The 22,514-nt window shown below is 60.7% G+C and carries 22 protein-coding genes; 13 read left to right on the top strand and 9 right to left on the bottom strand.

Features of this window, described 5'->3' with window-relative positions; genetic code table 11:
• The 6 genes from H926_RS0103785 to H926_RS0103760 all read right to left on the bottom strand — a co-directional run.
• A partial coding sequence (locus H926_RS0103785; protein ID WP_158441933.1) for a TonB-dependent receptor plug domain-containing protein occupies positions 1-481 on the bottom strand: 481 nt, incomplete at its 3' end.
• Positions 482-526: 45 nt separating this feature from the next.
• On the bottom strand, positions 527-1,402 hold the full coding sequence (locus tag H926_RS0103780; protein WP_022675130.1) for a phytanoyl-CoA dioxygenase family protein: 876 nt from the start codon (positions 1,400-1,402) through the stop codon (positions 527-529).
• Between the two features lie 196 nt (positions 1,403-1,598).
• The gene (locus H926_RS0103775; RefSeq protein ID WP_202804668.1) at positions 1,599-2,597 is read right to left on the bottom strand and encodes a hypothetical protein; all 999 of its coding nucleotides are present in this window, start codon (positions 2,595-2,597) and stop codon (positions 1,599-1,601) included.
• Positions 2,506-3,516 (bottom strand): NADP-dependent oxidoreductase, encoded by a 1,011-nt coding sequence (locus H926_RS25460; protein ID WP_022675128.1) that lies wholly within the window; start codon positions 3,514-3,516, stop codon positions 2,506-2,508. Before H926_RS25460 ends, H926_RS0103775 begins: the two co-directional genes overlap by 92 nt.
• A gap of 32 nt (positions 3,517-3,548) precedes the next feature.
• The gene (locus H926_RS31495; RefSeq protein WP_237740969.1) at positions 3,549-4,466 is read right to left on the bottom strand and encodes a toprim domain-containing protein; all 918 of its coding nucleotides are present in this window, start codon (positions 4,464-4,466) and stop codon (positions 3,549-3,551) included.
• A 139-nt stretch (positions 4,467-4,605) separates the two neighbouring features.
• Positions 4,606-4,884, bottom strand: coding sequence for a WGR domain-containing protein (locus H926_RS0103760; RefSeq protein WP_022675126.1), 279 nt, complete (start codon positions 4,882-4,884; stop codon positions 4,606-4,608).
• Here H926_RS0103760 and H926_RS34215 point away from each other — a divergent pair.
• The 4 genes from H926_RS34215 (at position 4,798) to H926_RS0103745 (ending at position 9,052) form a co-directional block, all read left to right on the top strand.
• A complete protein-coding gene (locus tag H926_RS34215) occupies positions 4,798-5,082 on the top strand; it encodes a hypothetical protein (RefSeq protein ID WP_202804667.1) in 285 nt (94 codons plus the stop codon). The two genes, H926_RS0103760 and H926_RS34215, sit on opposite strands and share 87 nt — an antisense overlap.
• A 447-nt stretch (positions 5,083-5,529) precedes the next feature.
• Positions 5,530-6,612, top strand: coding sequence for a replication initiation protein (locus H926_RS0103755; protein ID WP_022675125.1), 1,083 nt, complete (start codon positions 5,530-5,532; stop codon positions 6,610-6,612).
• A gap of 169 nt (positions 6,613-6,781) precedes the next feature.
• Complete coding sequence (locus H926_RS0103750) at positions 6,782-7,984, top strand: AAA family ATPase (protein WP_022675124.1); 1,203 nt, start codon at positions 6,782-6,784, stop codon at positions 7,982-7,984.
• A gap of 48 nt (positions 7,985-8,032) precedes the next feature.
• Positions 8,033-9,052 (top strand): ParB/RepB/Spo0J family partition protein, encoded by a 1,020-nt coding sequence (locus H926_RS0103745; protein ID WP_022675123.1) that lies wholly within the window; start codon positions 8,033-8,035, stop codon positions 9,050-9,052.
• Here H926_RS0103745 and H926_RS0103740 read toward each other — a convergent pair.
• Positions 9,012-9,503: a MarR family transcriptional regulator gene (locus tag H926_RS0103740; RefSeq protein ID WP_237740968.1), complete on the bottom strand. Its 492-nt coding sequence runs from the start codon at positions 9,501-9,503 to the stop codon at positions 9,012-9,014. The genes H926_RS0103745 and H926_RS0103740 overlap by 41 nt on opposite strands.
• Positions 9,504-10,049: 546 nt before the next feature.
• Between H926_RS0103740 and H926_RS30685 the strand changes: the two genes are divergently transcribed.
• The 3 genes from H926_RS30685 to H926_RS0103725 all read left to right on the top strand — a co-directional run bounded on the left by H926_RS30685 (position 10,050) and on the right by H926_RS0103725 (position 13,284).
• Positions 10,050-11,441, top strand: a complete 1,392-nt coding sequence (locus tag H926_RS30685) for a Mu transposase C-terminal domain-containing protein (RefSeq protein ID WP_237740967.1) — start codon at positions 10,050-10,052, stop codon at positions 11,439-11,441.
• Positions 11,429-12,262 carry a TniB family NTP-binding protein gene (locus H926_RS0103730; protein ID WP_022675120.1) on the top strand — a complete coding sequence of 278 codons (834 nt, stop codon included), beginning with the start codon at positions 11,429-11,431 and terminating at the stop codon, positions 12,260-12,262. The genes H926_RS30685 and H926_RS0103730 overlap by 13 nt, the downstream gene beginning before the upstream one ends.
• A gap of 74 nt (positions 12,263-12,336) precedes the next feature.
• On the top strand, positions 12,337-13,284 hold the full coding sequence (locus H926_RS0103725; RefSeq protein ID WP_148291626.1) for a hypothetical protein: 948 nt from the start codon (positions 12,337-12,339) through the stop codon (positions 13,282-13,284).
• Between the two features lie 142 nt (positions 13,285-13,426).
• Here the strand turns inward: H926_RS0103725 and H926_RS25450 are convergent, their stop codons facing one another.
• On the bottom strand, positions 13,427-14,659 hold the full coding sequence (locus H926_RS25450) for a hypothetical protein (RefSeq protein WP_022675118.1): 1,233 nt from the start codon (positions 14,657-14,659) through the stop codon (positions 13,427-13,429).
• A gap of 163 nt (positions 14,660-14,822) precedes the next feature.
• Here H926_RS25450 and H926_RS0103715 point away from each other — a divergent pair, with 163 nt between their 5' ends.
• A complete protein-coding gene (locus H926_RS0103715) occupies positions 14,823-16,106 on the top strand; it encodes a tyrosine-type recombinase/integrase (RefSeq protein WP_022675117.1) in 1,284 nt (427 codons plus the stop codon).
• Positions 16,107-16,137: 31 nt separating this feature from the next.
• Here the strand turns inward: H926_RS0103715 and H926_RS0103710 are convergent, their stop codons facing one another.
• Positions 16,138-16,551: a hypothetical protein gene (locus H926_RS0103710; RefSeq protein ID WP_022675116.1), complete on the bottom strand. Its 414-nt coding sequence runs from the start codon at positions 16,549-16,551 to the stop codon at positions 16,138-16,140.
• Between the two features lie 187 nt (positions 16,552-16,738).
• Here H926_RS0103710 and H926_RS0103705 point away from each other — a divergent pair, with 187 nt between their 5' ends.
• The 5 genes from H926_RS0103705 to H926_RS0103690 all read left to right on the top strand — a co-directional run.
• On the top strand, positions 16,739-17,749 hold the full coding sequence (locus tag H926_RS0103705; protein WP_051146240.1) for a site-specific integrase: 1,011 nt from the start codon (positions 16,739-16,741) through the stop codon (positions 17,747-17,749).
• A gap of 207 nt (positions 17,750-17,956) precedes the next feature.
• Positions 17,957-19,027 carry an AAA family ATPase gene (locus tag H926_RS0103700; RefSeq protein ID WP_022675113.1) on the top strand — a complete coding sequence of 357 codons (1,071 nt, stop codon included), beginning with the start codon at positions 17,957-17,959 and terminating at the stop codon, positions 19,025-19,027.
• The gene (locus H926_RS0103695) at positions 18,933-21,446 is read left to right on the top strand and encodes a S8 family peptidase (protein WP_192816540.1); all 2,514 of its coding nucleotides are present in this window, start codon (positions 18,933-18,935) and stop codon (positions 21,444-21,446) included. The genes H926_RS0103700 and H926_RS0103695 overlap by 95 nt, the downstream gene beginning before the upstream one ends.
• A 29-nt stretch (positions 21,447-21,475) precedes the next feature.
• Positions 21,476-21,832, top strand: coding sequence for a hypothetical protein (locus H926_RS32210; RefSeq protein WP_148291625.1), 357 nt, complete (start codon positions 21,476-21,478; stop codon positions 21,830-21,832).
• Between the two features lie 45 nt (positions 21,833-21,877).
• Positions 21,878-22,514 (top strand): IS6 family transposase (locus H926_RS0103690; protein ID WP_022675111.1); only part of this gene is annotated, 637 nt, incomplete at its 3' end.

The following is a 22,514-nucleotide window of genomic DNA, read 5'->3' as shown; positions in this document are numbered from 1 at the left end:
CATTGGTGCTGACGGCGGACACCCGCAGCACTTCAACCCGGGCAACATCCCTGATCGGAAAGAAATTCGCATAGGGCGCGTTGTCGAGATAGGTGCTGACTGAATTCTGCTCGAGCGTCTGACCCTGCCTGTCGCTTGGCGAGGCGCTCAATCCGCGCATCACCTGCCGCTGCGCGCCAAGGTTCTGCGTCCCGCGCGAAGCAACCACCAGGTTGGGCACCTGCTGCGACAGGTCCTCGACTGTCGAAATGCCCGAAGCCGCAAGCTGCTCGCCACCTACCACCGAGATATTGAACGGAATGCCGGTGACGTCCTGCGACCGCCGGTTGGCTGTGACCACGATCACACCATCCTGTTGGTCCGCCTGAGCACTTGCATCGACGTCGTTTTGCGCCAGTCCAGTTGTTGGCGTTAGGCCCGCCAATGCTGCGCTTGCCGCCGAATACAGATAAGCCGACCGGCTGAATGTCTGCTTGTTCATGATCCCCCCCTCTATTTCTTTCGAACCCATCCCGCCCGGGGCCAGCTAGAGGCCGAGGAAGTCTGCCAGCTCTTCATAATTGTTCTGCCATAGGCTCCCGCCCAGCGGGTCGCGCTGGTGGAACGACCGGAACCCAATCAATTGCTGCATCTGCGGGGACATCTTGCGCACTGCCTCCATCGGGACAGTGAAGGGATAGGCTTCCTCGGGGACCAGAAAGCCGGGGTTGTAAGGCACCGCGAGCACGCGGCGCTTGAAATCCGCCGTCACGTTGGCGCCGCCGCCGTGCACCAGCTTGCCGCCATAGAACAGCGCCGAACCAGCCTTGAGCGTTGCGGGGATCGTCATATCCTGTGTGTAAGGCCGTTCGAAATCCCATTTGTGGCTGCCCGGAATCACTCGGGTTGCGCCGGCCTCCTCACTAACGTCGTAAAGCGCGAGGATCATGTTCACCATGACTTCGGGTGCGTCGCGCCCGTAACGGAAGAACACCGGATAGTTACCCATGTCGCGATGGAGCATCTGGGCCTGCTCGCCCGGATGGATTTCGATCACTTGGCAGGTATTCAGCCAAAAAGTCTGGCTGACGCCGGAAAACATCGCCGCCACATATTCGAGGATCTTCTTGTTGGCGAACAAGGCATCCTGAAGCGAGGGGCAATAGGTGACGACGTTGGTGAGGCGCTTGGTTCGCTCGCCATGGAACGCTTTCATCATCTCGTCTTCATGACTGGATCCCGTGTGAAGCGCTTCGAGGTGCGGATCGAGCAGTGCATTCACCTCATCGAGCTGCTGCCGGCTGAGGATGTCTTCGATAATAACGCCGCCGTCTTCATCGATGATCTTCATCAGATCTGCAGCCGGCACGCCAAACGGCACCGAGCGAAGCCTTTCGCCCACCTGCTCCTGGATATCCTGCATAACCCCTCCTTCCACTGACTCGCCTAACTCCCGTGCAACCAATATCCGATATTTATCGTTTATCAAGCGGAATGTTGCGGCGGCTTTGGACGATTCGAAGGGGGTTTTGGCGCAACGGCTGGGTTTGGCTTCACTCGATTGCGATCGATATCGAATAAAAAGTCGCCAGTCAGGCGTTCAGCATAGCGACGGCAATTCAGGACAGAGACGTTTTTACGCGCACACCAAGTTCCTGAATGCGTCGCATGAATGCCCCTGAGGGCTGCAACTGATCGGGGGTCCAAACGCCATGACCGACGCCTTGGCTCCCGAACACGCGTTCAAGGGTCGCCAGCAGGCTGACGGCGGTCATCGATGCTGGTTCATGGGGTAGTATCATCGTCCGCCTGGCGACGGCCGAGCGTTGCTCGGTCATCCCGACAACTTCGATCGCGACTTCATCTGCGGGAATTCCGGTTTCAAGATAATGCGACGAGTCGCCCCAGGTTTCCAGCACATGGATGTCGCGGGCGGTGGTTCTTGCGCCGATAGTGGCGACATCTATCGAAACCGAACCTTTGCCCCTTATCAGTAAACCGTTTACACTTTGATAAGATTTCAGACTTTCAGCTTCCTGCTGCCATAAATAGGCTCCTCCAATCCGCGCGAGCGTCGCCTTGGAACTTCGGGCCGCTCGCTCGAAGTCAGCCACAGACGCTGCACCTCCGGCGGCTGCATTCCTATCGACCGTGATCCCCGCGACGACGGAATCTACATGCTCGAACCACTCGCAAAGGTCGAGCACAGCCATTGTCACCGCACCGGCAAACCATTGGCCTGCGATCACGACGGGTGCATCATTCGTGCGCGCGTGAGCATGCACCAAATCTATCCCAAGCTCGAAAGCAGCGCTTGAAAGACTCAGGTAGGGAACTCCGCGATTCTGCGCCCAGCACATCGCGTGAAGCCATTCATCTTTGGCAAGGATGACGAGACCCGATGTGGTTTCATCACCGAATTGAAGGTCGATCGCTTTCAGATCCAGCACTTGTGCCTTAGCGCCGACTTCTGCGGCCAAAGCCTGCGCTTTGTTCAAATCGCGACCGGCAATGACCAACGGCAATTCAGGGAGATGAAGGCGAAGCAGGCGCGCCAGTTGTTGACCTGTCGCGCCGTAACCTCCAACCAGATGGAGAGGGTTTAGTACACCGCTCATCCGACCTTACCAGCATCTTGCCCGTGTTCCTTCCCTCAAACAGGCCGAGGAATGCGGCAGGAGCGTATTCAATGCCTTCAAACACGGTATCGAGCAGCTTGATCTTGTCCGCAGCATACCATTCCGCCATTTTGCTGAGGAACTCAGGCACCAGATCAAGGTGATCGGTGCAGATGAACCCACGGAGCGTGATCTGCATATCGACTGCCCGCCAGATGTTACCTGGTCCTCTGGTGGGCGCCATGTCATACATATAAATCGCACCGCATAGCGCGAACCTCGCGTGGGGGCGGGCAACGGCAAGAGCGGCATCGAGCTGCTCGGCGCCAATGTTATCGAAGCACACATCAATCCCTTGAGGCGCTACTCTGCATAGCGCAGCTTCGAAATCGGGTTCCGCTTTGTAATCGATCACTTCATCGCAACCGAGTTTGCGCAGCAGGGCGATTTTCTCCGCGCCCCCGGCCGATCCGATCACGCGGTGACCGCAGGCCTTAGCGATCTGAACGGCCGTCGATCCGACAGCGCCAGCTGCTCCGGTGACAAACACAACATCGTCCTTCCTGAGCTTGGCAATGCGGGTGAGGCCGATGTACGCGGTCAGGCCCGGCATTCCCGTTGCGCCAAGATAGGCCTCAGGCGGGAAGTGTAGGTGTTCCAGCTTTTCCAGTTCGGAACCGGAAGCATTAAAGCCCTCACGCCACCCGCGATACGATCTGACTAGATCGCCGGGAGAAAATCCGGGGTCGTTCGACGACACGACCTCACCGATCGCACCGCCTTCCAGCGCGACGCCAATTTTGAACGGCTCTACATAGCTATCATTGGTGTCCATTCGCCCGCGCATGTATGGGTCGACGGACATCCACAGATTGCGGACCTGAACCTCGCCAGCGGCCGGCTCACGGCTGCCCGGCACTCATCGGTGATCATCACATCGGAGCGGCTGCCTCAAACCCGGCGATCCGTGGCGCGCCCCTCACATGCCGACGCTGTGGAAGGCGTATCAGCCAAGCAGCAAGTGTCCGCTTCAAGGGTGGAACCCGCCGCTGTGTAAGCCTCGAGGAAACGACTGGAATGTTCCAGCTTTCGCCATTCGCCGATGCTGCAGCCCCGACGGTTCATCCGTTCGTTGAGCTCCGCCCAGTCGCTACCAGTGCTTGGAGACGCTCGCGAAATTCGGAGGCCGGGTCTGGCGTATGCGTTGGTCGCTCGGTGGGCCGCCCTTCGTCCAGGCGGATTGTTATCCTCTGCTATGATCAAGGTATCGAGCTTATCTGGAAGTTTGAGCAGCGGAAGTCGCGAAGCCCCCATTGCCGCCCAGCAAGTCACCCCGGTTAGGCAAGTGAAGGCGGCCGCGTCTTCGAAGCCTTCCGCAATTGCCAACACCCCATCGGACAACGCTGGTTGCCATGCCCCCTGCCCGCAGCTCCCCAGCAAGAATTTGCCGCGATGCCGGCCTGATCGAGGGTCCAGGATAATCCTTTGAACCGCCACAAGCCGTCCTAGCTCGCGCACGGCCACAAGCAGGGCTTGATGAAATACAGTGTTTGGTTTTCGGCCAAGAGGGCACCGCGGATGGAATCGGATATCGGGGAGGTCCGGGTGCAGACATCGACCAACGAGATAGCGCTCTCCCAGCGTTCCATGAACGTCGATCGCATCATCCCACAGGCGCTGAGCCTGTCGCCTAGAGTTTAGACTTGGAGCTGGACGGGGTTCGATGCCTTGAATTCGGCCTACACTCCGCAAGGCACGAATGATGTCCCTTGGATCGCAGCCGGCAAAGCAATGTACGAGAACCCCTGATATGCCTTGCCGGACCGATAATGAGGGCGTCCTGTCGTCATGAGCAGGGCATCGGCACATAGCGTAAGCGCCGTGCCATGTGCCGCGCATAGCTGCGACGAGGTTGATAGTGTCTTGAGTTGGTGGCAGGGCTGTTAGGGTCATGAGGTTCCCACAAGCTCTCCCCCTCCCCTCCCTTGAAGCAGCCTGTATCAAGCAGTCATTCGGCCTTTTGGTAAGCTACCCCTATCCGCTTGAAGGCACTCTCGCGTCTTTCCCTGACTTGCCGAGCGGCAATCTCGGCTTGCTCCCTCTCAGGAAAGCTCTGGGTTACCCCCTGCCCTTTTGAGCCAATCCTCCCCCAGCGGCGTTCAATAGTCGTCCAACCGAACAGGTCGGTTTGGATCCAGAGATGGTAGGCACGAGCAACATTGCGGGATGGGTCGATGGCTTCCCAATGCCAAGACTGGCTCCAAGACTGGCTGATGGGTGTTTCCATGGTCGCTTGGTGGCAGGCAAATCAGTGGTGGGTCCAACCGGAATTTTGAATCATTACACTCGCCGTGATTCACGGAAGCGATTGCATCGCAGCCGCTGGCCCTTCTCCCTTAGAAACATCATCATAAAAACGCCGCTGCTTGCAGCGGAAGGATTCTTGATTCTAGAGATTCAGATTCAAGGTCAAATTCTGGTGTGAATTGAGCAAGGTAAGCCGATCTTCCTGACCAGATGGGGGTGTTAGGCTGACCTGATGGGGGCTGAACCCTGACCGAGCGGGGGCATTCACCTGACCTGCTGGGGCCATCCTGACCGCGTGGGGGACGGGCCTTCAGCGCGCTGCTGTTTGGCCTAACTTCGCCCGCAAACATCAAAATTGCCCCCTAATCAGCGCTCTGTCCGTAAGCTTGCCGACTCGCGGAATCTCCTAGGATTTGGCCTCCCGTTCACAGACCTTCATTCCTGACCTCTTGGGGGCTCCCAAAGGAATCCCATCCTGACCTGACTTGACGAACGAGGTCAGGTCAGGCAGCAATCAGTCGTTCGAAGAATCAAGCTCTGATCGCACTATGGCATGGAAACTGATGACAGCCCAATAATAGAAGCTTCCGAGGAGAAGCCTGAAGAAGGTTCCCCCGGACGTGCGATGCGCGTTGCTGCTGCATTGAAGGCAAAGGGTGGCGACGAGTTCGCCAAACCGGGCAACATCATTGAGATCAAATTCGTCAAAGGTGAGTCGCTTAGTCTGACGGCATCGCGGCTATTGGCGCTCATGATCCTGACCGCAGGTGGAGACGCATGGGAAGATCGTCCTCATCGCATTCGCAAAGCCGATATACGCCGAGGCCACAAGGGTAACGAGCGGATCAGCGACATGCTTCAGGAGCTCCATCGCACCCTGTTTGCTGTGGATGATAAATCGTGGCGCGGAAAGAAGGCGACTCTCCTGTTCTCCCTGATCTCTCGGTCTAAAGAAGAGACCGACGAGGATGGCGGAGAGACGGGTTGGATCGAATGGGAGTTCACGCCCGATGCGCGTAAGCTGATCCAGGCTTCTGAGACCTATGCCGTGCTTAACCGACAAGCGGTCTTGGGTTTCCGCTCGAATTATGCGCTCAAGCTTTACGAGCTTGGAGCCCTTCGCCTCCATCGCCGCCAAGCAACCTGGCGAGGAGATATGCAGGCACTGCGTGCAGCGCTCGGGATCCCGCCTGATGTCTACACGGACTTCGCTCAGCTTCGGCGCAAGGTGCTTGAGAAGGCTAAGTCTGAAATTGACCAGCTCGCTCACTTCCGTGTCGAATGGCGTGAAATTCGGCAGGGGCGTACGGTCACCGAGCTTGAGTTCCGGTTTGAACCGAAGGGCGCCCCGGAGGTCTTGGAAACGGTAGATGAGCTCGACCGGCATTCGGCGGGACGCCAAGCGAGGCGGACCGGTTCCGTCGAGACCATAACGGCAGGGCAGGGGGCAATAGCATCTACGCCCGGTACGGCGCCTGCGATCAAGCAGTCAGAGTCCACATTCCCGTCGTCTGGCTCGATCCGCTTCGGGCACGCCGATTTGCTTGAAGTCGCCCGAAAGTATGGCGGTGGATGGGATGTCGATCTTATCGCGAGCGGCTTTCGCGAACACATGGGCAATCGGTTGGAGAAGCTTCGTGGCGCCAAGCTTCTTGCTGCTTGGAAGGGCTTTTGTGAGGGCTGGGTAAACCGGCGCGGGCGGCCCTGACGCTCAGGAATTGCACGCGTGCAATTCGCCATGCCCCCACCGAGTCAGGATGGCGCGATCCGGCTCTAGAATCGACGCGACAAGGCGGTCCGAATTTCGAAATTTCCGAATTTCTTGACCGAAAAGCGCAAGTGGGTGTAGCACACCCTCAATTGCGAAAGGACGGCATGTGTCTAACGGACTTCAGATCGAAGAAGCCGAGCGTTTAGTCTCGGTTGCAACGCTCGCCAGTCGAACATCGTCGGTGCTCGAAAAGCTGCGCGACTCCGCACGAAGCGCTCGGGCAGATGCGCGCCGCGAGCCTACCTTTACGATCGGGAAGGCGGCCGAGCTCGTTGGGCGGACGCCGGCGGCTATCCGTGACGCTGAGAAAGATGGAAGGCTGCCCGAGCCGGCGAGGACAGATAGCAATCGACGCGAGAGGTACACTCTTGGCCAGCTTAACGACATGCGCGGCGTGTTCGGCACCAGGCCGTATCGTGCTCCGACCGATCCGTGTTGCGTGGTTGCGGTTCAGAATTTCAAAGGCGGCGTCGGCAAATCGACGCTGTCTGTTCATCTAGCGCAGTATCTCGCGATCAAGGGCTATCGTGTTGCATTAATCGACTGCGACAGCCAGGCCTCTGCGACGACGCTGTTTGGCTATGTGCCAGATCTCGATCTGACAGAGGACGATACCCTCTACCCATTCCTTCGTGAGGGTGAGCGGTCATCGCTCGACTACGCCCTCCGCAAGACCCATTTCGACGGCCTTGAGCTGATCCCTGCCAATCTTCGCCTGTTTAATTCCGAGTACGAACTGGCCGCCAGAATGGCGCAGGGGAACGGAGCCTTACTTGACCGCCTTAAGGAAGGGATTGAGAGCATCTCGGATCGGTTCGATGTCATCGTCATGGATCCTCCGCCGGCCCTCGGAGCAATCTCCCTGTCAGTTTTGCGCGCGGCAAACGCGCTGGTGGTTCCTGTCCCCCCAACCGTAATGGACTTCTCCTCGACCGCAGCATTTCTCTCGATGCTTGATGAAACGATCGAGCAGCTTGCTGATCGGGGGCTTGCCCCGGAACTGACCTTTCTCCGCTTCGTCGCCTCGAAGGTCGATGAGAACAAGTCGATGCAGAAGGAGCTTCTGCAGTTGATGAGGACGCTGTTTGGCCACGCCATGGTTCGAACGCCGCTCAAGGACTCTGCCGAGATCGACAATGCAACTGCGCGGCTGATGACCGTCTATGAACTCGACGGACCTGCTACGAGCTCGGCGGTACGCAATCGCTGCCTTAATTATCTTGATGGCGTGAACTCAGAAATCGAAGTCGACATTCGATCGATGTGGCCAAGCCATCAAAAGCGCCTCCGGCAGGAGGCCTTGGTATGAGCCGCTGGGAAAATTGCACGCGTGCAATTCTGCTAATAGGAGGCTTGCATGAGTAGGAAGAACAGCGGTTTTGCCGCCGACTTGGCCGCCGGGATCGATCTGACCGAGGACTCCGCCACGCCGCGTCGATCGAGCATCGCGTCGAATGTGCTTACGGGGCGCTCAAACCGCCTAGCCGACCTAGCATCGGGCGCGATTGTTTCGCGCACTCATGAGCTCGTTGACCCGGCAAGATGCCGAATGTGGGCTGGCCACAATCGCGACTACGCGCTCCTCAATGAGGAACGCTGCGCAGACTTGATCGAGAGCATCAAGGCCCAAGGGCGGCAAGAGATCCCGGCTATTGTCCGTCGCCTTTCGGGCGAAGATGGCTATGATTTCGAGGTCATCTGCGGGGCGAGGCGGCACTGGTCGGTCAGCTGGCTGCGGACGCACAACTACCCAGACTTCAAGTTCCTCGTCGACGTGCGCGAGATTGGCGATGAGGAGGCTTTCAGGCTCGCAGATCTCGAGAACCGCGCACGGGACGACCTAACCGATTTCGAGCGCGCGAAGGACTATCTCCGGGCATTGTCGGCCTACTACGAGGGTCGTCAGAAGACGATGGCCGAACGGCTCAAAGTGTCCGAAAGCTGGCTCACACGCTATCTCGATCTGGCCCGCCTGCCCGAGGAGTTGACCAGAGCCTTTGCTAATCCGAAGGAGCTCGGAATTCGCAATGCGATCGCACTCAAGGCGCTCATGAAGCCAGAGGATCGGAAGGAGAGGGCCTTCCGGGAGGCAGCGCGGCTTGCCGCAGAACGGGAACGGACGAACCATTCGCCATCTGTCCTCGAGGTGATCAAGGCGCTTTCACTCGCGGCTGATCCCCCCAAGAAGTCAGGAACCCCCAAGAAGTCAGGAAAGGCCGAGACCGTCGCGAATGCGGTTGGCCAGCCTGTACTTCGGATTGAGGGTGCTGATCGCAAGGGTGTCCGCATTACCTTGCTGAACAAGGGTGGTGCGACGCGGCAGGAAGCCGAAGAGGCTATTCGCGCGGTACTAGATCAGCATTGGCCGGTACAATAGCACTATCGGTCTCGCGCAAGCGCACCATGCCTGCCTCCTGCAATGAGGACACCGATTGCGAAGCGGTTCGCTTTGTCACGCCTAGGCATCTGGCAAGCTCCGCTCTGGTAAGGGGACCAAGGCTGACGATCATGCGCCACACCTGCGGAGCGGTTGAGGAGGCATACAGCCGACCGGCCAGCTGCTTGTCGGCCAAAGTGACAGCCTCTCGCATCACCCGCAAATCGGCCGCGGCATTGTCAGTGGCCGTCTGAAGCGCTGAACGGAGAAGGGCGGGCAGGGGTTCTTCGTGAAATTCGCGGAACAGGGCCCGCGGCATGATGCCTGCAAGCGCCAGCGGGGCTGAGCCCAATCCAAAAAGGTGGGGCCTGATGGCCGCAGCCAATGAGGCAGCCCAGGCCGCGCCACGCGGCGCCGAACGCGTGATTGCGAACCCGCCGACCTGGACCATTTCGCTGCCGCCTTCGAAAAAGTCGAATTCCTCGGTTCGCAGTTCCTCAAGCCACTCGAGCAGGGTGCCCTGAGGATCCCTGCTAGGGAGTAGGGCGTCGAGCCGCTGTCGCCTGCCAAAGTTTATGACAACCTCATTTATGAACAAAATATCAATAGATTAGCGTGATTTTCCGAACATCATTTTTGGCGTGCAGAGATCTCGTGTCGGAAGCCACGCCATAATTTATGTCACTGGCAGGGCCAGACTTTGGCCAGGGGAGGGCGGTTGTTCGAGCGCAAACCACATCGGTCGAAATCAGCGTCGACAAGAGCTCTGGCCACTGGCGCAGAACTCTATTCGGCCTTTCGCCAACATATCCCGCTCACCGGCAAATTGACGGCATCCGTGGTAGCTACTGTCGCTACGGCAACAGGCCTCAGCGGGCGGCAGGTACGCCGTCTGGCACTGCGGTTCCGCGAGAATCCAGTGGCAGCGTCACTGGCGCCAACGCCGAGGGGCCCAAAGATCGGCAGTCACCGCATCTCGCCCGAGATTGCGCAAGCCTTGGAAAGCCTGATTGCCGAGATCTACCTTACGAAGGCCCCTCCAACAGTGGCGTTAGCAGCACGAGATATTCGCGGCCTATTGATCGCCGATAACGGGGATTTCCGGTTCCCCGCAGCAGAAGTTCCCAGCGAGCGGACCATCGTAAGGCTGATCGGGGAAATATCGGAGCCGCAGCGGGCGCGTTCAAGCATGGGCTCGAAGCAGCGGAGCGCACACGAGCCTCATCCCGGTGCCTACGAGAGCAAGGGTCTGCTCGACCTCGTGCAGATGGATCATACTCGCGCCGATGTGATACTCGTCGACAGCTTGCATCGCGAGGAGCTTGCCCGTCCTTGGCTGACTTTGCTGATCGACATCTGGACCCGCACGATTCTGGGCTTTTACGTGAGTCTCGGGGACCCGTCGATCTTCCGCTGCGGCCGGGCGGTGGCCAACGCGCTGCTGCCGAAGGGCCCGCTTCTTCGCAAACTCGGGATGGATGTCGACTATCCAATGTATGGCCAGTTCAAGCGGCTGCATGCGGATCATGCGGCACCGCACCGCGCCGAGAGCTTTCGCCGGGCGTGCCTGGCCAATGGTATCGATCCCGATGTTCGTCCGCGCGGTCCGGCCCATTTCGGGGGGCATATCGAGCGCCTGATCGGGACCATGGTGGGCAAGATGCGGCTGCTTCCCGGCGCAACGGGTTCGAACGTGACCCAGCGCGATGGCTACGATGCGGGGCAAGCCGCGGCGATGACCATCGAAGAGTTCGAACGCTGGCTGTTGTTCCAGATCGGTATCTACCATAACACTCCGCACAAGGCGCTCGGTGGGCGTTGTCCGGCGCAAGTCTGGGAGAGGGAAACAGCAGGCGGTGAACCGTTGCTCCAGGCGTGCCTTGATATTGAGCATCTCACCCGCCAGTTTCTGCCCGCCAGTGAACTGATGGTACATTCCTACGGCGTGCAGATACGTTACCGGCGGTATTGGCACCCGATGCTCGCCTCGCGCATTGGCCAGAAGATCACGATTCACTGCGACGAGCGCACCTTGCAGAAGGTCTACGCGGACATTGATGGGGGTTTCGTGCCAGTGCCGGTCGTAGGACGCTATCCGGACGTGACTGAGCCCGAATGGGAAGCCGAGCGGCGACGCCAGCGGCGGGACGGTGCGGCCTATCAGGCAGACGGCGGTTCTGCGGCGACAGCGCGCTATATCCACGCTGCGCGTCAGGAGGTGCTGACGGCCCGCCAACGCACGCGCCAAACCCGCCAGGACCGCAAAAGGCAGGAACGGGAAGGCGTATCACACTGTGAACTGGCTAACCCCAGGAGCGAAACGGCAGCCGCAACATGGATTCCGGCCGCTGCCCTGCACGATGATGGATGGCTCAAATGGCTGGATTAGACCCGACACGGTCCGGCTCGGGCTACTGGATCGACTTTGCGGAAGCCCGCAACGCGGTCGACACGCTGGTCGATCTGGCTCACGACGAGCCCGACGAACGACCGCCCTGCGTCATCCTAGTTGGCCAGTCCGGCATGGGCAAAACCTCGATCCTACGGGAGGCGCAGCGACGGATTTCGCGGGATTTTCCGGAGCCTTATGGTTGGGACGAGGCGCGCTATGCCCCGGTGCTCAGGACGGTGATACCTTCCAGTCCGACCTCGCTCAAGATCAACCTGACGTTGCTGTGGAAGCAGGGCTGGCCGATCACCCGCAGTATCCACCGGGTTGCCGATCTCAAGGTAGTCGACTTGCTTCAGAAGCAGGGCACCCGGCTCGTCGCCATTGACAATGTCCACGCGATCCTGACCGCCAGCGGCAAGGCGCGGCGCGACACGCTTGATGCCTTCCGGTTCCTGATGAGCGAGGGCAGGGTGCCGATGGTCGTGGCGGGTCTCGAGGTTGCGGCGGACATCTTTGCCGAGGATATCGAGTTGGCCTACCGGTCGATCGTGCTCCGGCTTCAGCCTTGGGGGCCCGGAGAAGCGTCACAGCGGCTGATTCTCGTGCTTGCCCGCGGTATGGGACTGATTGAACCGGAGCGCCTGGCTGAGCCGGATATGGCCGAGTTCATTTGGCGGTACAGCCACGGTGTTACCGGCAACTTCAAGCGGCTCTTGCACTGGGCGCTGAAGGTGGCGCGCCGCGATGGGCGCGAGCGGATCGAGTTTGCCGATTTGCAGGCAGCGGCGGCCTTGCTTCCCGCCCATATCCCAGCGTGATGAGGGTTGCGCATGAGCTCGAGCCGCTGGCATTCCGGGTGCGGCCACGATCGAACGAAGCTTTTGATTCGTGGATGGACCGGCTGACGGCGAAGCACGAGGTGACGCGTGCCGAGCTCTTTGGCCATCTCGGCTGCGATCCCCGGCTTGGGCTCTGTGATCTTGCGCGCGGTTGGCAGGGTATGGCGCCAGCGGACTATCCTGCGTTTCATCAGCTGATCGAGACCCTGGCCTGGGCTGTCCAGGCACCGACCCGGACAATCGAGGCGACCTTCGTAGCGGTGCCGGAACTGGCCTTGCTGCCGCCGGCCTTGCGGGTTTTCGGCTGCGCGCTGTGCTGGCGGGAAGCGCAACAAGCCGGTGAACCCATGATCCTCACCCGGGACTGGATCCTGCGCGCGAGTTGGATGTGTCAGCGTCATCAATTGCCACTCGCGCCGGTGCAGAGACTCGTTGACGGTCGGACGCCGCGCGCAGCTGCACGGATTCTCGAAATGCAGGTCGATGCTATGCATGCGCTTCGCCGACGGTATCCGCCGACACCGGTCATGGTCGCTTTCAACCGCAGTGTCATAGGCGCGATGCTTGGACAGGCAGGGGCTGGTCTGCGCCGCGGCGAATTCGGCTACCGGTCTCGCTTCCCCGCCAACCGCTACCATCTAGCGCGGGCGCGGATCGCGCTGCTGGCGGCGGCGCACAGTGATCGTACCCGATCGGCAGATCGCTTCGAGGTTCTTGTCGGGCTGTCCTCCTCGGCTCTGCTCAGGTCGAGCGCAAACCTGCTCAATCCGAAAGTCCGGCATCCCGATGTGTCCTCCGGGCCGACGGTTCCGGAGGGACTTGTCGCGCGGCGGATCAATCGCTGGCAGGCCAACCTGCCCGACCTTATCGAGGCCTATGTTCTGGTGAAGCGCCGGACCATGACGGCCCGTAGCAGCGCTTCGCAGGATCAAAGTGGCGATTTTGCCGAAATTTGCCCTCAGAATCCCGTAGGGCGCGTCCAGCACCTCTCTGCACCCTGACCTATCGGACGCTTCGTTTTCGCGCTGTAGGGGGTGTTTCCGGAAGCCTTCAATTTATCATTATAAAACAGATCATTAGAGTAGCTCTCGCCCGAAATCCGCCATTCGAGCGGAAATCGTCACCCAAATCGCTCCGTCAGGCTCAAGGCTCGCTGTCCTCGTCAGCCTCGTCAAGGTTGATGCCTTTGCGGGCCAATAGCGCATCAATGTCGGCCATCGCTGCATCGAATTCGCCGAGCGCGGCAGACGAGAGGGAGGAGTTGGCCGTAAGATCGCTGGCGTCGTCTGCCGCACGCGCGTCGAGGTTGACGGCGTAAAGGTGCACGCCGGCAAGTGTGGTGCGATTGATCATGCCGACCGCATCGAGCGCGCCGAGCATTGTACGCAGTCCGATCCGGGTAACGCCGAGCAGCGTTTCGAGCTGGGCTGAGCGCAGTGGCCCAAACCCGCTGAGCAGTTCAAGCAGGGCCGGTGCGCGCGAGGTGCGGCGCTTGCCGGGCGGAGTGTCCTTGAGGCGCCGGGCGAGCCGCTCAGCTTCGATGAGATCCCCGCACAGGCCTTGGGCTACGTCGCGCAGCGCTGTCGCCAGGATAGTCGGCGTTTCATCGAGATCACCGGGGTCTGTTGACTGGCCAGCGCGCAGGGCGTCGAGGCGGATGAGGCCGGGGAAGGGGAGGGCGTGCGCCAAGAGCTTGGCGGCATACCAGTGTTCGCCCCAGAGCATCTCGAGTGCCCAGCGCGGGCTCGGCGCGGCGGCGCGTTCGACCGTCAGCCGGATCGATCCCATAGTGATTGGCTCGGGCGCGCGTTCGGGCGGGGCGAACTGGACATTGGCGCCGGCCGCGCGGTGGAGGTGCGCGAGTGCAGTCAGCGGATGGGAGAAGGGGGGAAGCCCGCCCAGCAGGCCGCGCGCAGCGGTGACAAGTGCGTGGGTATCCTGGTGGGCGGTCTCAGCGGCAAGGCCGCTGCCAGGATGGTTGCTGCCAACATGATCACTGGCCAAATAATCATTGGGCGCCAGCAGCGCCACCTGAAAGCGGGAGGCGAGTGCGGCGAGCAGGTCCCAGCTGCTGTGCCTGAGCTCGATCAGGATCGCTTCGCAAAGCACCCGGGGAGGGCGGCCTGAGTGCGGTGGATGGTCTGACAGGGTTGTGAGGCCTGCGAACCACGCGTTGAAGCGCTGGTCGGTGAACATGTACCCCTCCTGCCGCAGCGCGGCGACAAGCAGGTCGCGCAGCAGCCGGATGGTGAACAGCCGGAGCGTTGTAAGCCCGACCGTTCCCAGTGTGCCATCGAGCCGACCAAGGGCGAGCAGGGCCTCGGCTTCGAGGTCTCTGTGTGGCGCATGTGAAAGGCGATAATCTGAAGGTGCCATGCCGATCTTTGTTGGGAGAATGGCGGAAATCCGGGGTCTCACTGGTCAGGCATAGCTAAATAAAGATAGCTATACAACCGCTTGTGCCAACCGACAAGGACACTATCGCTAATGGTATCTTATCGATAGTGACATAGCCCTTCAAAGCGCCTATTCAACGCGCATGGCCACGAAATCGCTCTCCGTCCCCTCCGCCGCCAGTGCTGCTATTGGTGTGGGCGAGATCGTGGTCGTCCGCGCCGCGGGTGAGGCGCCACTGCCGCGAAGGCGTGACGGACGCGCTACCGACCGAGTTCACCAGCTCACCGACCTGCTAGCGGGGCTCGTCTGCAAAGACGCAGCGATCGACCATCTCGCCTTCCGCAAGAGCCTCGAAGCGCGCGCCCCGATGAGCGTCAAGGCGCTAGCCAATGACCTCTCTTGCTATGCTGGCTTCTGCGCCCGCACGGGCGGCATTGCTCTGCCCGCCAGCGAGGCGCGGATCGTTGCCTATCTGGAGGATTGCGAAAGGCGGCAGCTCAAACCGGCGACGGTGGGCCGACGCCTGGCCAGCCTTGCCGTGGTGCACGGGCTGCTCGGTGCGCCAAGCCCCACGCGGGGTCCGATCGTGCGGGATGCACTGCGCGGGTTCCGTCGCCGGGTCGATGTGACGCAGCGCCAGGCGGGGCCGCTGCGGTTTGGTGAGGGGATCGGCCTCGTTCCCGCCAAAGGGTTCACCTTGAGTGCGCTATTGCAGGCCTGTCCGGAGACGCTGCCGGGTCTGCGCGATGCGGCGCTGCTTTCGCTGGCTTACGACACCGGGTTGCGCGTGGCAGAGTTGGTGCGGGTGGCCTGCGATCACATTGCGGTCGAACCCGATGGCTCGGCGGTGCTCACTGTGCCGAATTCCAAAACCGATCAGGAAGGGAAGGGGGCTTACGCTTGGCTCTCGCCCGACACCATGCGGCGACTGGCAGCCTGGCGTGAAGCAAGCGGAATTTCTGAGGGGGCGCTGTTTCGGCGTATCGGTGTGGTCCGCACCAAAGCGCGGGCCGCTGCGCCAACCGAAGCGCTCCCGGCCCCGCCGGGGTTCCAGTGGCGGCTGCCTGCCGGCGCGACAGTGTCTCCGGACACGAAACCCGTGCTGGCAACAACAACCTATGTCATCGGCGAGGAACCGCTGACGCCGGCAGCGGTGCGATTGATCATCAAGAGGGTCGCACAGCGGGCCGCAGACGAGCACCTCGTCAATCTCGTCGGCAAGGACCTCGACACGGCGATCGCGGCGCTCAGCACGCATTCGCTCAGGGTCGGGTTGACCCAGGATCTGTTCGCCACCGGCGAAGACGCCGGACCGATCGCGCAGGCGCTGCGGTGGACGTCCACGTCCACCGCGCTGCGATATGGCCGCAAGCTGGCTCCGGCATCCAACGCAACCGCGCGAATGCTGCGCGAGGTGAGGAGATAATGGCCTCAAGCAGCCAATCCGTTGCCATCAATTATGGCAGAGCGGGCCTGAACTCGGCGTCAGGAATGATCGAAACTTTGGCAGCCGACAGCCGCGCGAGCGCATTGTCTGCGGGGGTGTAGGCCTCGGTGAAGCCTTCGGCCTGGCTCTTGGCTGCCAGCACTAGCTTCGCGGCTTTGGCGAGGGCAGGGGGCGCACGTCGGCCGATCCATGACAGAAATTGCCGCCGCTCCTCCGCATACCATGACCGGACTAGTTCGCTCGCGCCCACGCCTGGGTTGTGCGCGATTCCCAGATTATCAAAGGGATAGTCGCGAACATGTACGCGCCAAAGGCGCCGCAATGAGGCCATCGCTAGGCACTCGGAAAGCTCCGGCGAGATGAAGGGGAGGGCGCCTTCTATCCGTGCAAGGGTCAGTTGCCAGGGGGAAGGGGAAAGCGCCATCAGCCAGAAAGTATATCAATGAGCAAAAAAGTATACCCAGCTTTTACGGCTGATTTACTGTCCGATAAATGCCCTTCACGGACGACGAGCTATTCTATATAAAGCAGGCGAAATTCACTGCGATGTCGCCCCGGCCCGAAGGCAAGGGGGGGCACAGCAGCGGACTTGAATCTTGAGGAGTGTCGCCTTGGACGATGACAGCAGCAAGGCCTTGAGGCATTCAGATGAGGTTGCGCTCGCGCCCTTGGGGAATGCGATCCCGCCGCAGCTCGCGGCTGAGATCGAAGCGGCCCGCTCTTACCGGGCGCGGTCCAAGGCCGCCAACACGGTCCGGGCCTATGAGAGCGACTGGCGGCAGTTCGAAGAATGGTGCTGGACGCGCGATCTTGAGCCTATGCCGGCTATGCCGGAGGCCGTGGCCACATACCTTGCCTCGCTGGCGCAGGCGGGGAGGGCGGACAGCACCATCGGGCGGCACCTTGCAGCCATCGCCTGGCACCACAGGCAGGCAGGGCAGGTCGCACCCCAGCATCGCGATCCGCGTGATGTCATTGGCGACACACTTGCCGGGATCCGGCGCGAGCAGCGCGCACGGCCGACGCGCAAGAAGAGCGCAATTCTGGCGGCCGATCTTGCGCGGATGATTGCAGCTGCTGAAGGCCAAAGTCCGCGGGCTATCCGCGACCGGGCCGTCATGGCACTTGGGCTGGCGGCGGCGTTGCGGCGTTCCGAGTTGGTCGCGCTACAGCTGGCTGACCTCGAGCTGGTGCGGGAAGGCCTCAAGCTGACGATCAGGCACTCGAAAACAGACCAAGAAGGGGAAGGGCAGGTCATCGCGGTGCCGTCGGGAAAGATTCTCAAGCCGGGCGCGCGCCTCAACGAATGGCTCAGCGCAAGGGGAGGGGAGGCTGGTCCTTTGTTCTACCGCACCGACGCACAAGGGATGATGACCAAAGAGCCCATGTCGGATCGCTCGGTTGCCCGCCTGATTCAGCGCTACGCCCAAAAGGTTGGGCTCGATCCTGCCGCAGTCGGTGCGCACTCACTGCGCTCAGGGTTTCTGACCGAGGCGGCCAAGGCCGGAGCCTCGCTGCCCAAGATGCAGGAGGTATCGCGTCAGAAGAAGGTGGAGGTGCTCCTCGGTTATGTTCGCGATGCCGCGTTGTTCAAGAACCACGCCGGTGAGAGCTTTCTATAGGGAATCTAGGCTATGGAATGCTGGCTTGCTCCACGATGGTCCCTGGTTTCAGATACCCTTACGGAGCGTCACATATGGCAGAGGCATTATCGTGCTAGGTCTGCTAGAGCTGGATCGCGAATAATTGATTACACCGCAGGAAAATTTCATTAGATTCCCCAGGTAGTCGATTTTGATCCTGCCGATTGAGTGACTGAAACATAGAAAATGGCCCGCGCTGATCATCTCGTCTCGCTCGTTCGCGCCAGCGTTGCTGGCGATCGTGAGACGCTGCGCGCAGCGGCCGAGGCCATTGCCGCGGACGAACGAGCCAAAAATCACCACATCGTTGCAGATCGCATCGAACGCGCACTAAGCACCGTGCCGGTAACGCCGCCGCCTCTCACGACCTCCCAGCCTCAGGTCGGGCCAGGTCGAGACACGATCATCGAAATCGAAGCGCGGGTTAGATTTGATGATCTGCTCCTTTCGTTGCCAGCGCGCGAGAATGGTCGTCAGCTGATCGAAGGGCACATGCGTGCTGATGTTTTACGCGCACATGCCTATGAGCCACGGCATCGGATTCTGCTTTCCGGGCCTCCTGGAAACGGGAAGACGTCCTTTGCTGAGGCAATCGCGGAGGCGCTGGGCTTACCATTCTTCGTCGTGCGTTATGATGCTTTGATCGGCAGTTACCTTGGTGAGACCAACGCTCGGCTTCGCAAACTGTTCGATTATGTGCGCACACAGCCGAGCGTCCTATTTTTCGACGAGTTTGATGCTATCGGTAAAGAGCGTGGCGACACCCATGAAACCGGCGAAATCAAGCGCGTGGTCTCGTTCTTGCTCATGCAACTCGATCAATTGCCGCCGTATGTTATAGTTGTTGCGGCTACCAATCATGCTGAGTTGCTTGATCGCGCGGTATGGCGTCGCTTTCAGATGCGGTTAGCTTTTCCACAGCCCGATCGCAAACTGCTTGAGGTGTTTTTGGACAGGGTCATCTCTGGCTGGCCTGAAACTCCGCGCATGACTGTACAGAAGCTCGCGACCCGCCTTGGCGAAGTAAGTTATGCCGAAGCGCTCGACCTGTGCCAGAATGTGAGGCGCAGGCAGATATTGGGTTTGGGGGAGATTGGGATTGATGATGCGCTCGAGACAGAGCTTGAACTATGGAAATCGCGCGTACGGCCCGGGAATGTAGATGGCGAGCGATCCAACCAAGCCCCTGCTGAGGCTGACGCCAGACCAATCAAGACAACGCCCCGCCGGTCAGCAAAAATTTCCCCGGCCACCTGAATCTTTCCCTCGGGATCGCCAGCAAGCCACATTTGCCCCAAACTTCGACCGCCTGGCCCAGGCTTTGGCGCGAGATCCGGGCGGTCTCGAACTGCGTGCCGATCCGGCTGCCCTGGCACCGGAGAGATTGCTCGTCTTCGAAGTCCGTGGCTCGGTGAACAATTTTGCCGCAGCCGTTCAGCGCGTGCCCGGCCTCGAACTGATCGACGAGGAGGAGTTAGGCAGCGACGACGACAAGGAGCCCGTTGCCTACCTCCTTGTTCCGGACGCACGCGCGCTCGCAGAACTGCTCTCTCTTTGGAGGCGCTGGAACGCCGATCAACTGCAATTCGGGGAGACGCCGTGGTGTGGCGTGTTCGAACTGCTTCGCGATCTGCGACCATGGGGGCCTCAGGACAGGGTCCAACGAATCGACGCCAGTTTTCTCGCCGAGGAGATCGAGGAGCGCGGCGAGGACGAGCTTGTCCCGCTGGAGATCGAATTGATCTACCGAGCCTCTGAGGTTCAGGCCCAGGCACGGGAAGATGAAGTGCGCGCGGCAGTGACCGCACGCGGCGGGGATATCATCTCGCGTGCCCGGCTGCCCGACATCGCCTATCATGCCCTGCTTGTGGATTTGCCGGTACGCGCGATCCGGGAGATCATCGATCGGGCGGAAGGCGGCATCGCCAGCCTCGAGCCTGTCATGCACATCCGCCCGCAAAGCCTAGCGACGACGATCGAGATCGAGGACGTCACAGACGCCGGCACCGCTGCTGCGGTCGGCAACCTGCGCGAACCGATCCTGGCCCTGCTCGACGGAGTTCCGGTCGCTGCACATCCGCTGCTCGCCGCTCATCTGGTCGTGGATGATCAATTCGATCTCGAACCCCATGCCCCCGTGGACCAACGCGTCCATGGCACTGCGATGGCGTCGCTCCTCGTGCATGGCGACAGGAACAATCCCGCACCGGCATTGCCGCGGCGCATTCATGTTGTTCCGGTGATGGGTGCTGGGGATCGCTTCCCGGCACGACGGCTTGTCGTCGATATCATCTTTCTCGCCATTAGAGCGATGCGAGAAGGCCCGGATGCAACGGCGCCGGGCGTGCTGATCGTCAATCTCTCGCTTGGCAACGAGCGGCGTCCCTTTCAGTCGTCGCTGTCGGCATGGGCACGGCTGCTGGATCGACTGGCGTACCGATACGGCATTCTGTTTCTGGTGAGTGCTGGTAATGTGAGGGAGACCTTCGGCGTCCCAGCCTTCGCGACCGGCACGGCTTTCGAAGACGCTGACGCCGCCGCTCGCTGTGACGGCACGCTGACCGCGATCGGCAATCTGATGGCTGACCGGCGTATGTTTTCGCCGTCCGAGGCAATCAACGCGGTGACGGTCGGCGCGTCCAACGACGATTGGGTGTCGGCTGCGGACCGCCGCGCCGCCCGCACCATCATCGACCCCTTTCCGGGCATTCGTGCCGCCAACCCGTCGAGCGCTCTCGGCCCTGGATTTGCCCGATCAGTCAAACCCGACATTTTGATGCCGGGAGGTCGCGAGCACCTCCGCCAGATGCGGACCGACGGTCATGTCTTCGTCAGACCGGCGCCCTCGACGCGCCCCGCTGGCCTCAAAGTGGCTGCGCCTCGTACCGGCGCCTTCGGGGTAGCCGAAGGCTATTCGGGCGGGACCAGCGGCGCGACCGCGCTGGCATCACGCACATGTCATCGGATCCACGACGCACTAGAGGCGGCGTATCCGGATTTTGCGGGCCTGCCCCACATTCAGCGGGCGGCCTTGCTTAAGGCACTGCTTGTCCATCCCGCCCGGTGGCCCGATGACATTGCTGCACGGATCAAAGCGATCATCGGTCCAGTCGGCGGACATCACAGCCACATCAAGGACAATATCAGGCGCTTCCTGGGATTTGGCTATGTTGACGCCGAAGACGCGGTAGCGTGCGCGGAGGACCGCGCGACGTTCTGGGCGGTTGGAGAACTTTCGCGCGACCGTGTCACCACTGTCCGTGTTCCCATACCGGCGGTTATGAGCGGTCAGGCCCGGCCCCACAGCCTCTCGGCGACGCTGGCATGGTTCACACCCGTGCAACCGGGACGCAAGAGCTACCGATCCGTTCGCCTCAAGCTGCTCGATCCAGCAGAAGCCGGCACTTTGGGCGTTTCTCCGCGAAGCCTTCAACCGGACGGCAATCAGACTAATCGCGGCACCATATTCATGCGTTGCTGGGAAGGTGACAAAGCGCCGGTCGTCGGCCCGGATATGACGATTGACCTCGTTGTGCAGCGCGATCCAGATCCGGGCACTCCGATAGATGAAGCTGTACCATTCGGTCTTGCGGTCACGGTCGCCATGCCCGGCATCGTCGGTCTCTACACGCAGGTCGCACAGCGCCTCGGCATCGCGCCGCGTCAGTCGGTCTGAGGCTCGCTTTTTTTCGGGATTTTGCAACTGTGAACGTCAAAAGGAAGCCTGCCAAAGCCGAGCGACCAACATCGAAAATGCGCGCGATATTCCGCGAGGTCGCGCGCGACATTGTCGCCCGGGATCGCAAGGCGCGTAAAGGGGGGCGCACGCAAAATACGATTGGCGAGATCGAGCGCGCAATGGTGAAGGCCTATGTCTGCGGACAAGAAGCTCTGTTGAACAAGCGCGAGGGGTTCCGCCCTTCGGTCAATGCTTTGGTCGATTGGCTGGAAATTCCCCCTCGGGCAAGAGAGACGCTGAGCTTCCTGACAATCTGTTTTTCTCACCGCTGGTCGGCGTCACCTCAAGCTTTGTACGCTGAACGGCTCTGTTGCAAACTCTGATGCGGTTGCCAAGGTTGGGCCCTTGGATTGGTAAGGTCAGTTGTGATGGACGATTTCAAAGGGCGGCATTTTACCGGCGAGGTCATCCTATGGGCGGTCCGCTGGTACTGCCGGTACGGCATCAGCTACCGCGATCTCGAGGAAATGCTGGCGGAACGTGGCATCGATGTCGATCACACGACCATCTATCGCTGGGTGCAGCGCTATGCGCCGGAGATGGAGAAGCGGTTGCGCTGGTTCTGGCGGCGAGGCTTTGATCCGAGCTGGCGTCTGGATGAGACCTACGTCAAGGTTCGGGGCAAATGGACCTACCTGTACCGGGCGGTCGACAAAAGGGGCGACACGATCGATTTCTACCTGTCGCCGACCCGCAGCGCCAAGGCAGCGAAGCGGTTCCTGGGCAAGGCCCTGCGAGGCCTGAAGCACTGGGAAAAGCCTGCCACGCTCAATACCGACAAAGCGCCGAGCTATGGTGCAGCGATCACCGAATTGAAGCGCGAAGGAAAGCTGGACCGGGAGACGGCCCACCGGCAGGTGAAGTATCTCAATAACGTGATCGAGGCCGATCACGGAAAGCTCAAGATACTGATCAAGCCGGTGCGCGGTTTCAAATCGATCCCCACGGCCTATGCCACGATCAAGGGATTCGAAGTCATGCGAGCCCTGCGCAAAGGACAGGCTC

This window comes from Novosphingobium sp. B-7, from assembly GCF_000410615.1.
Lineage (GTDB): Bacteria > Pseudomonadota > Alphaproteobacteria > Sphingomonadales > Sphingomonadaceae > Novosphingobium > Novosphingobium capsulatum.
This window is presented reverse-complemented; position numbering and strand designations above follow the sequence as displayed.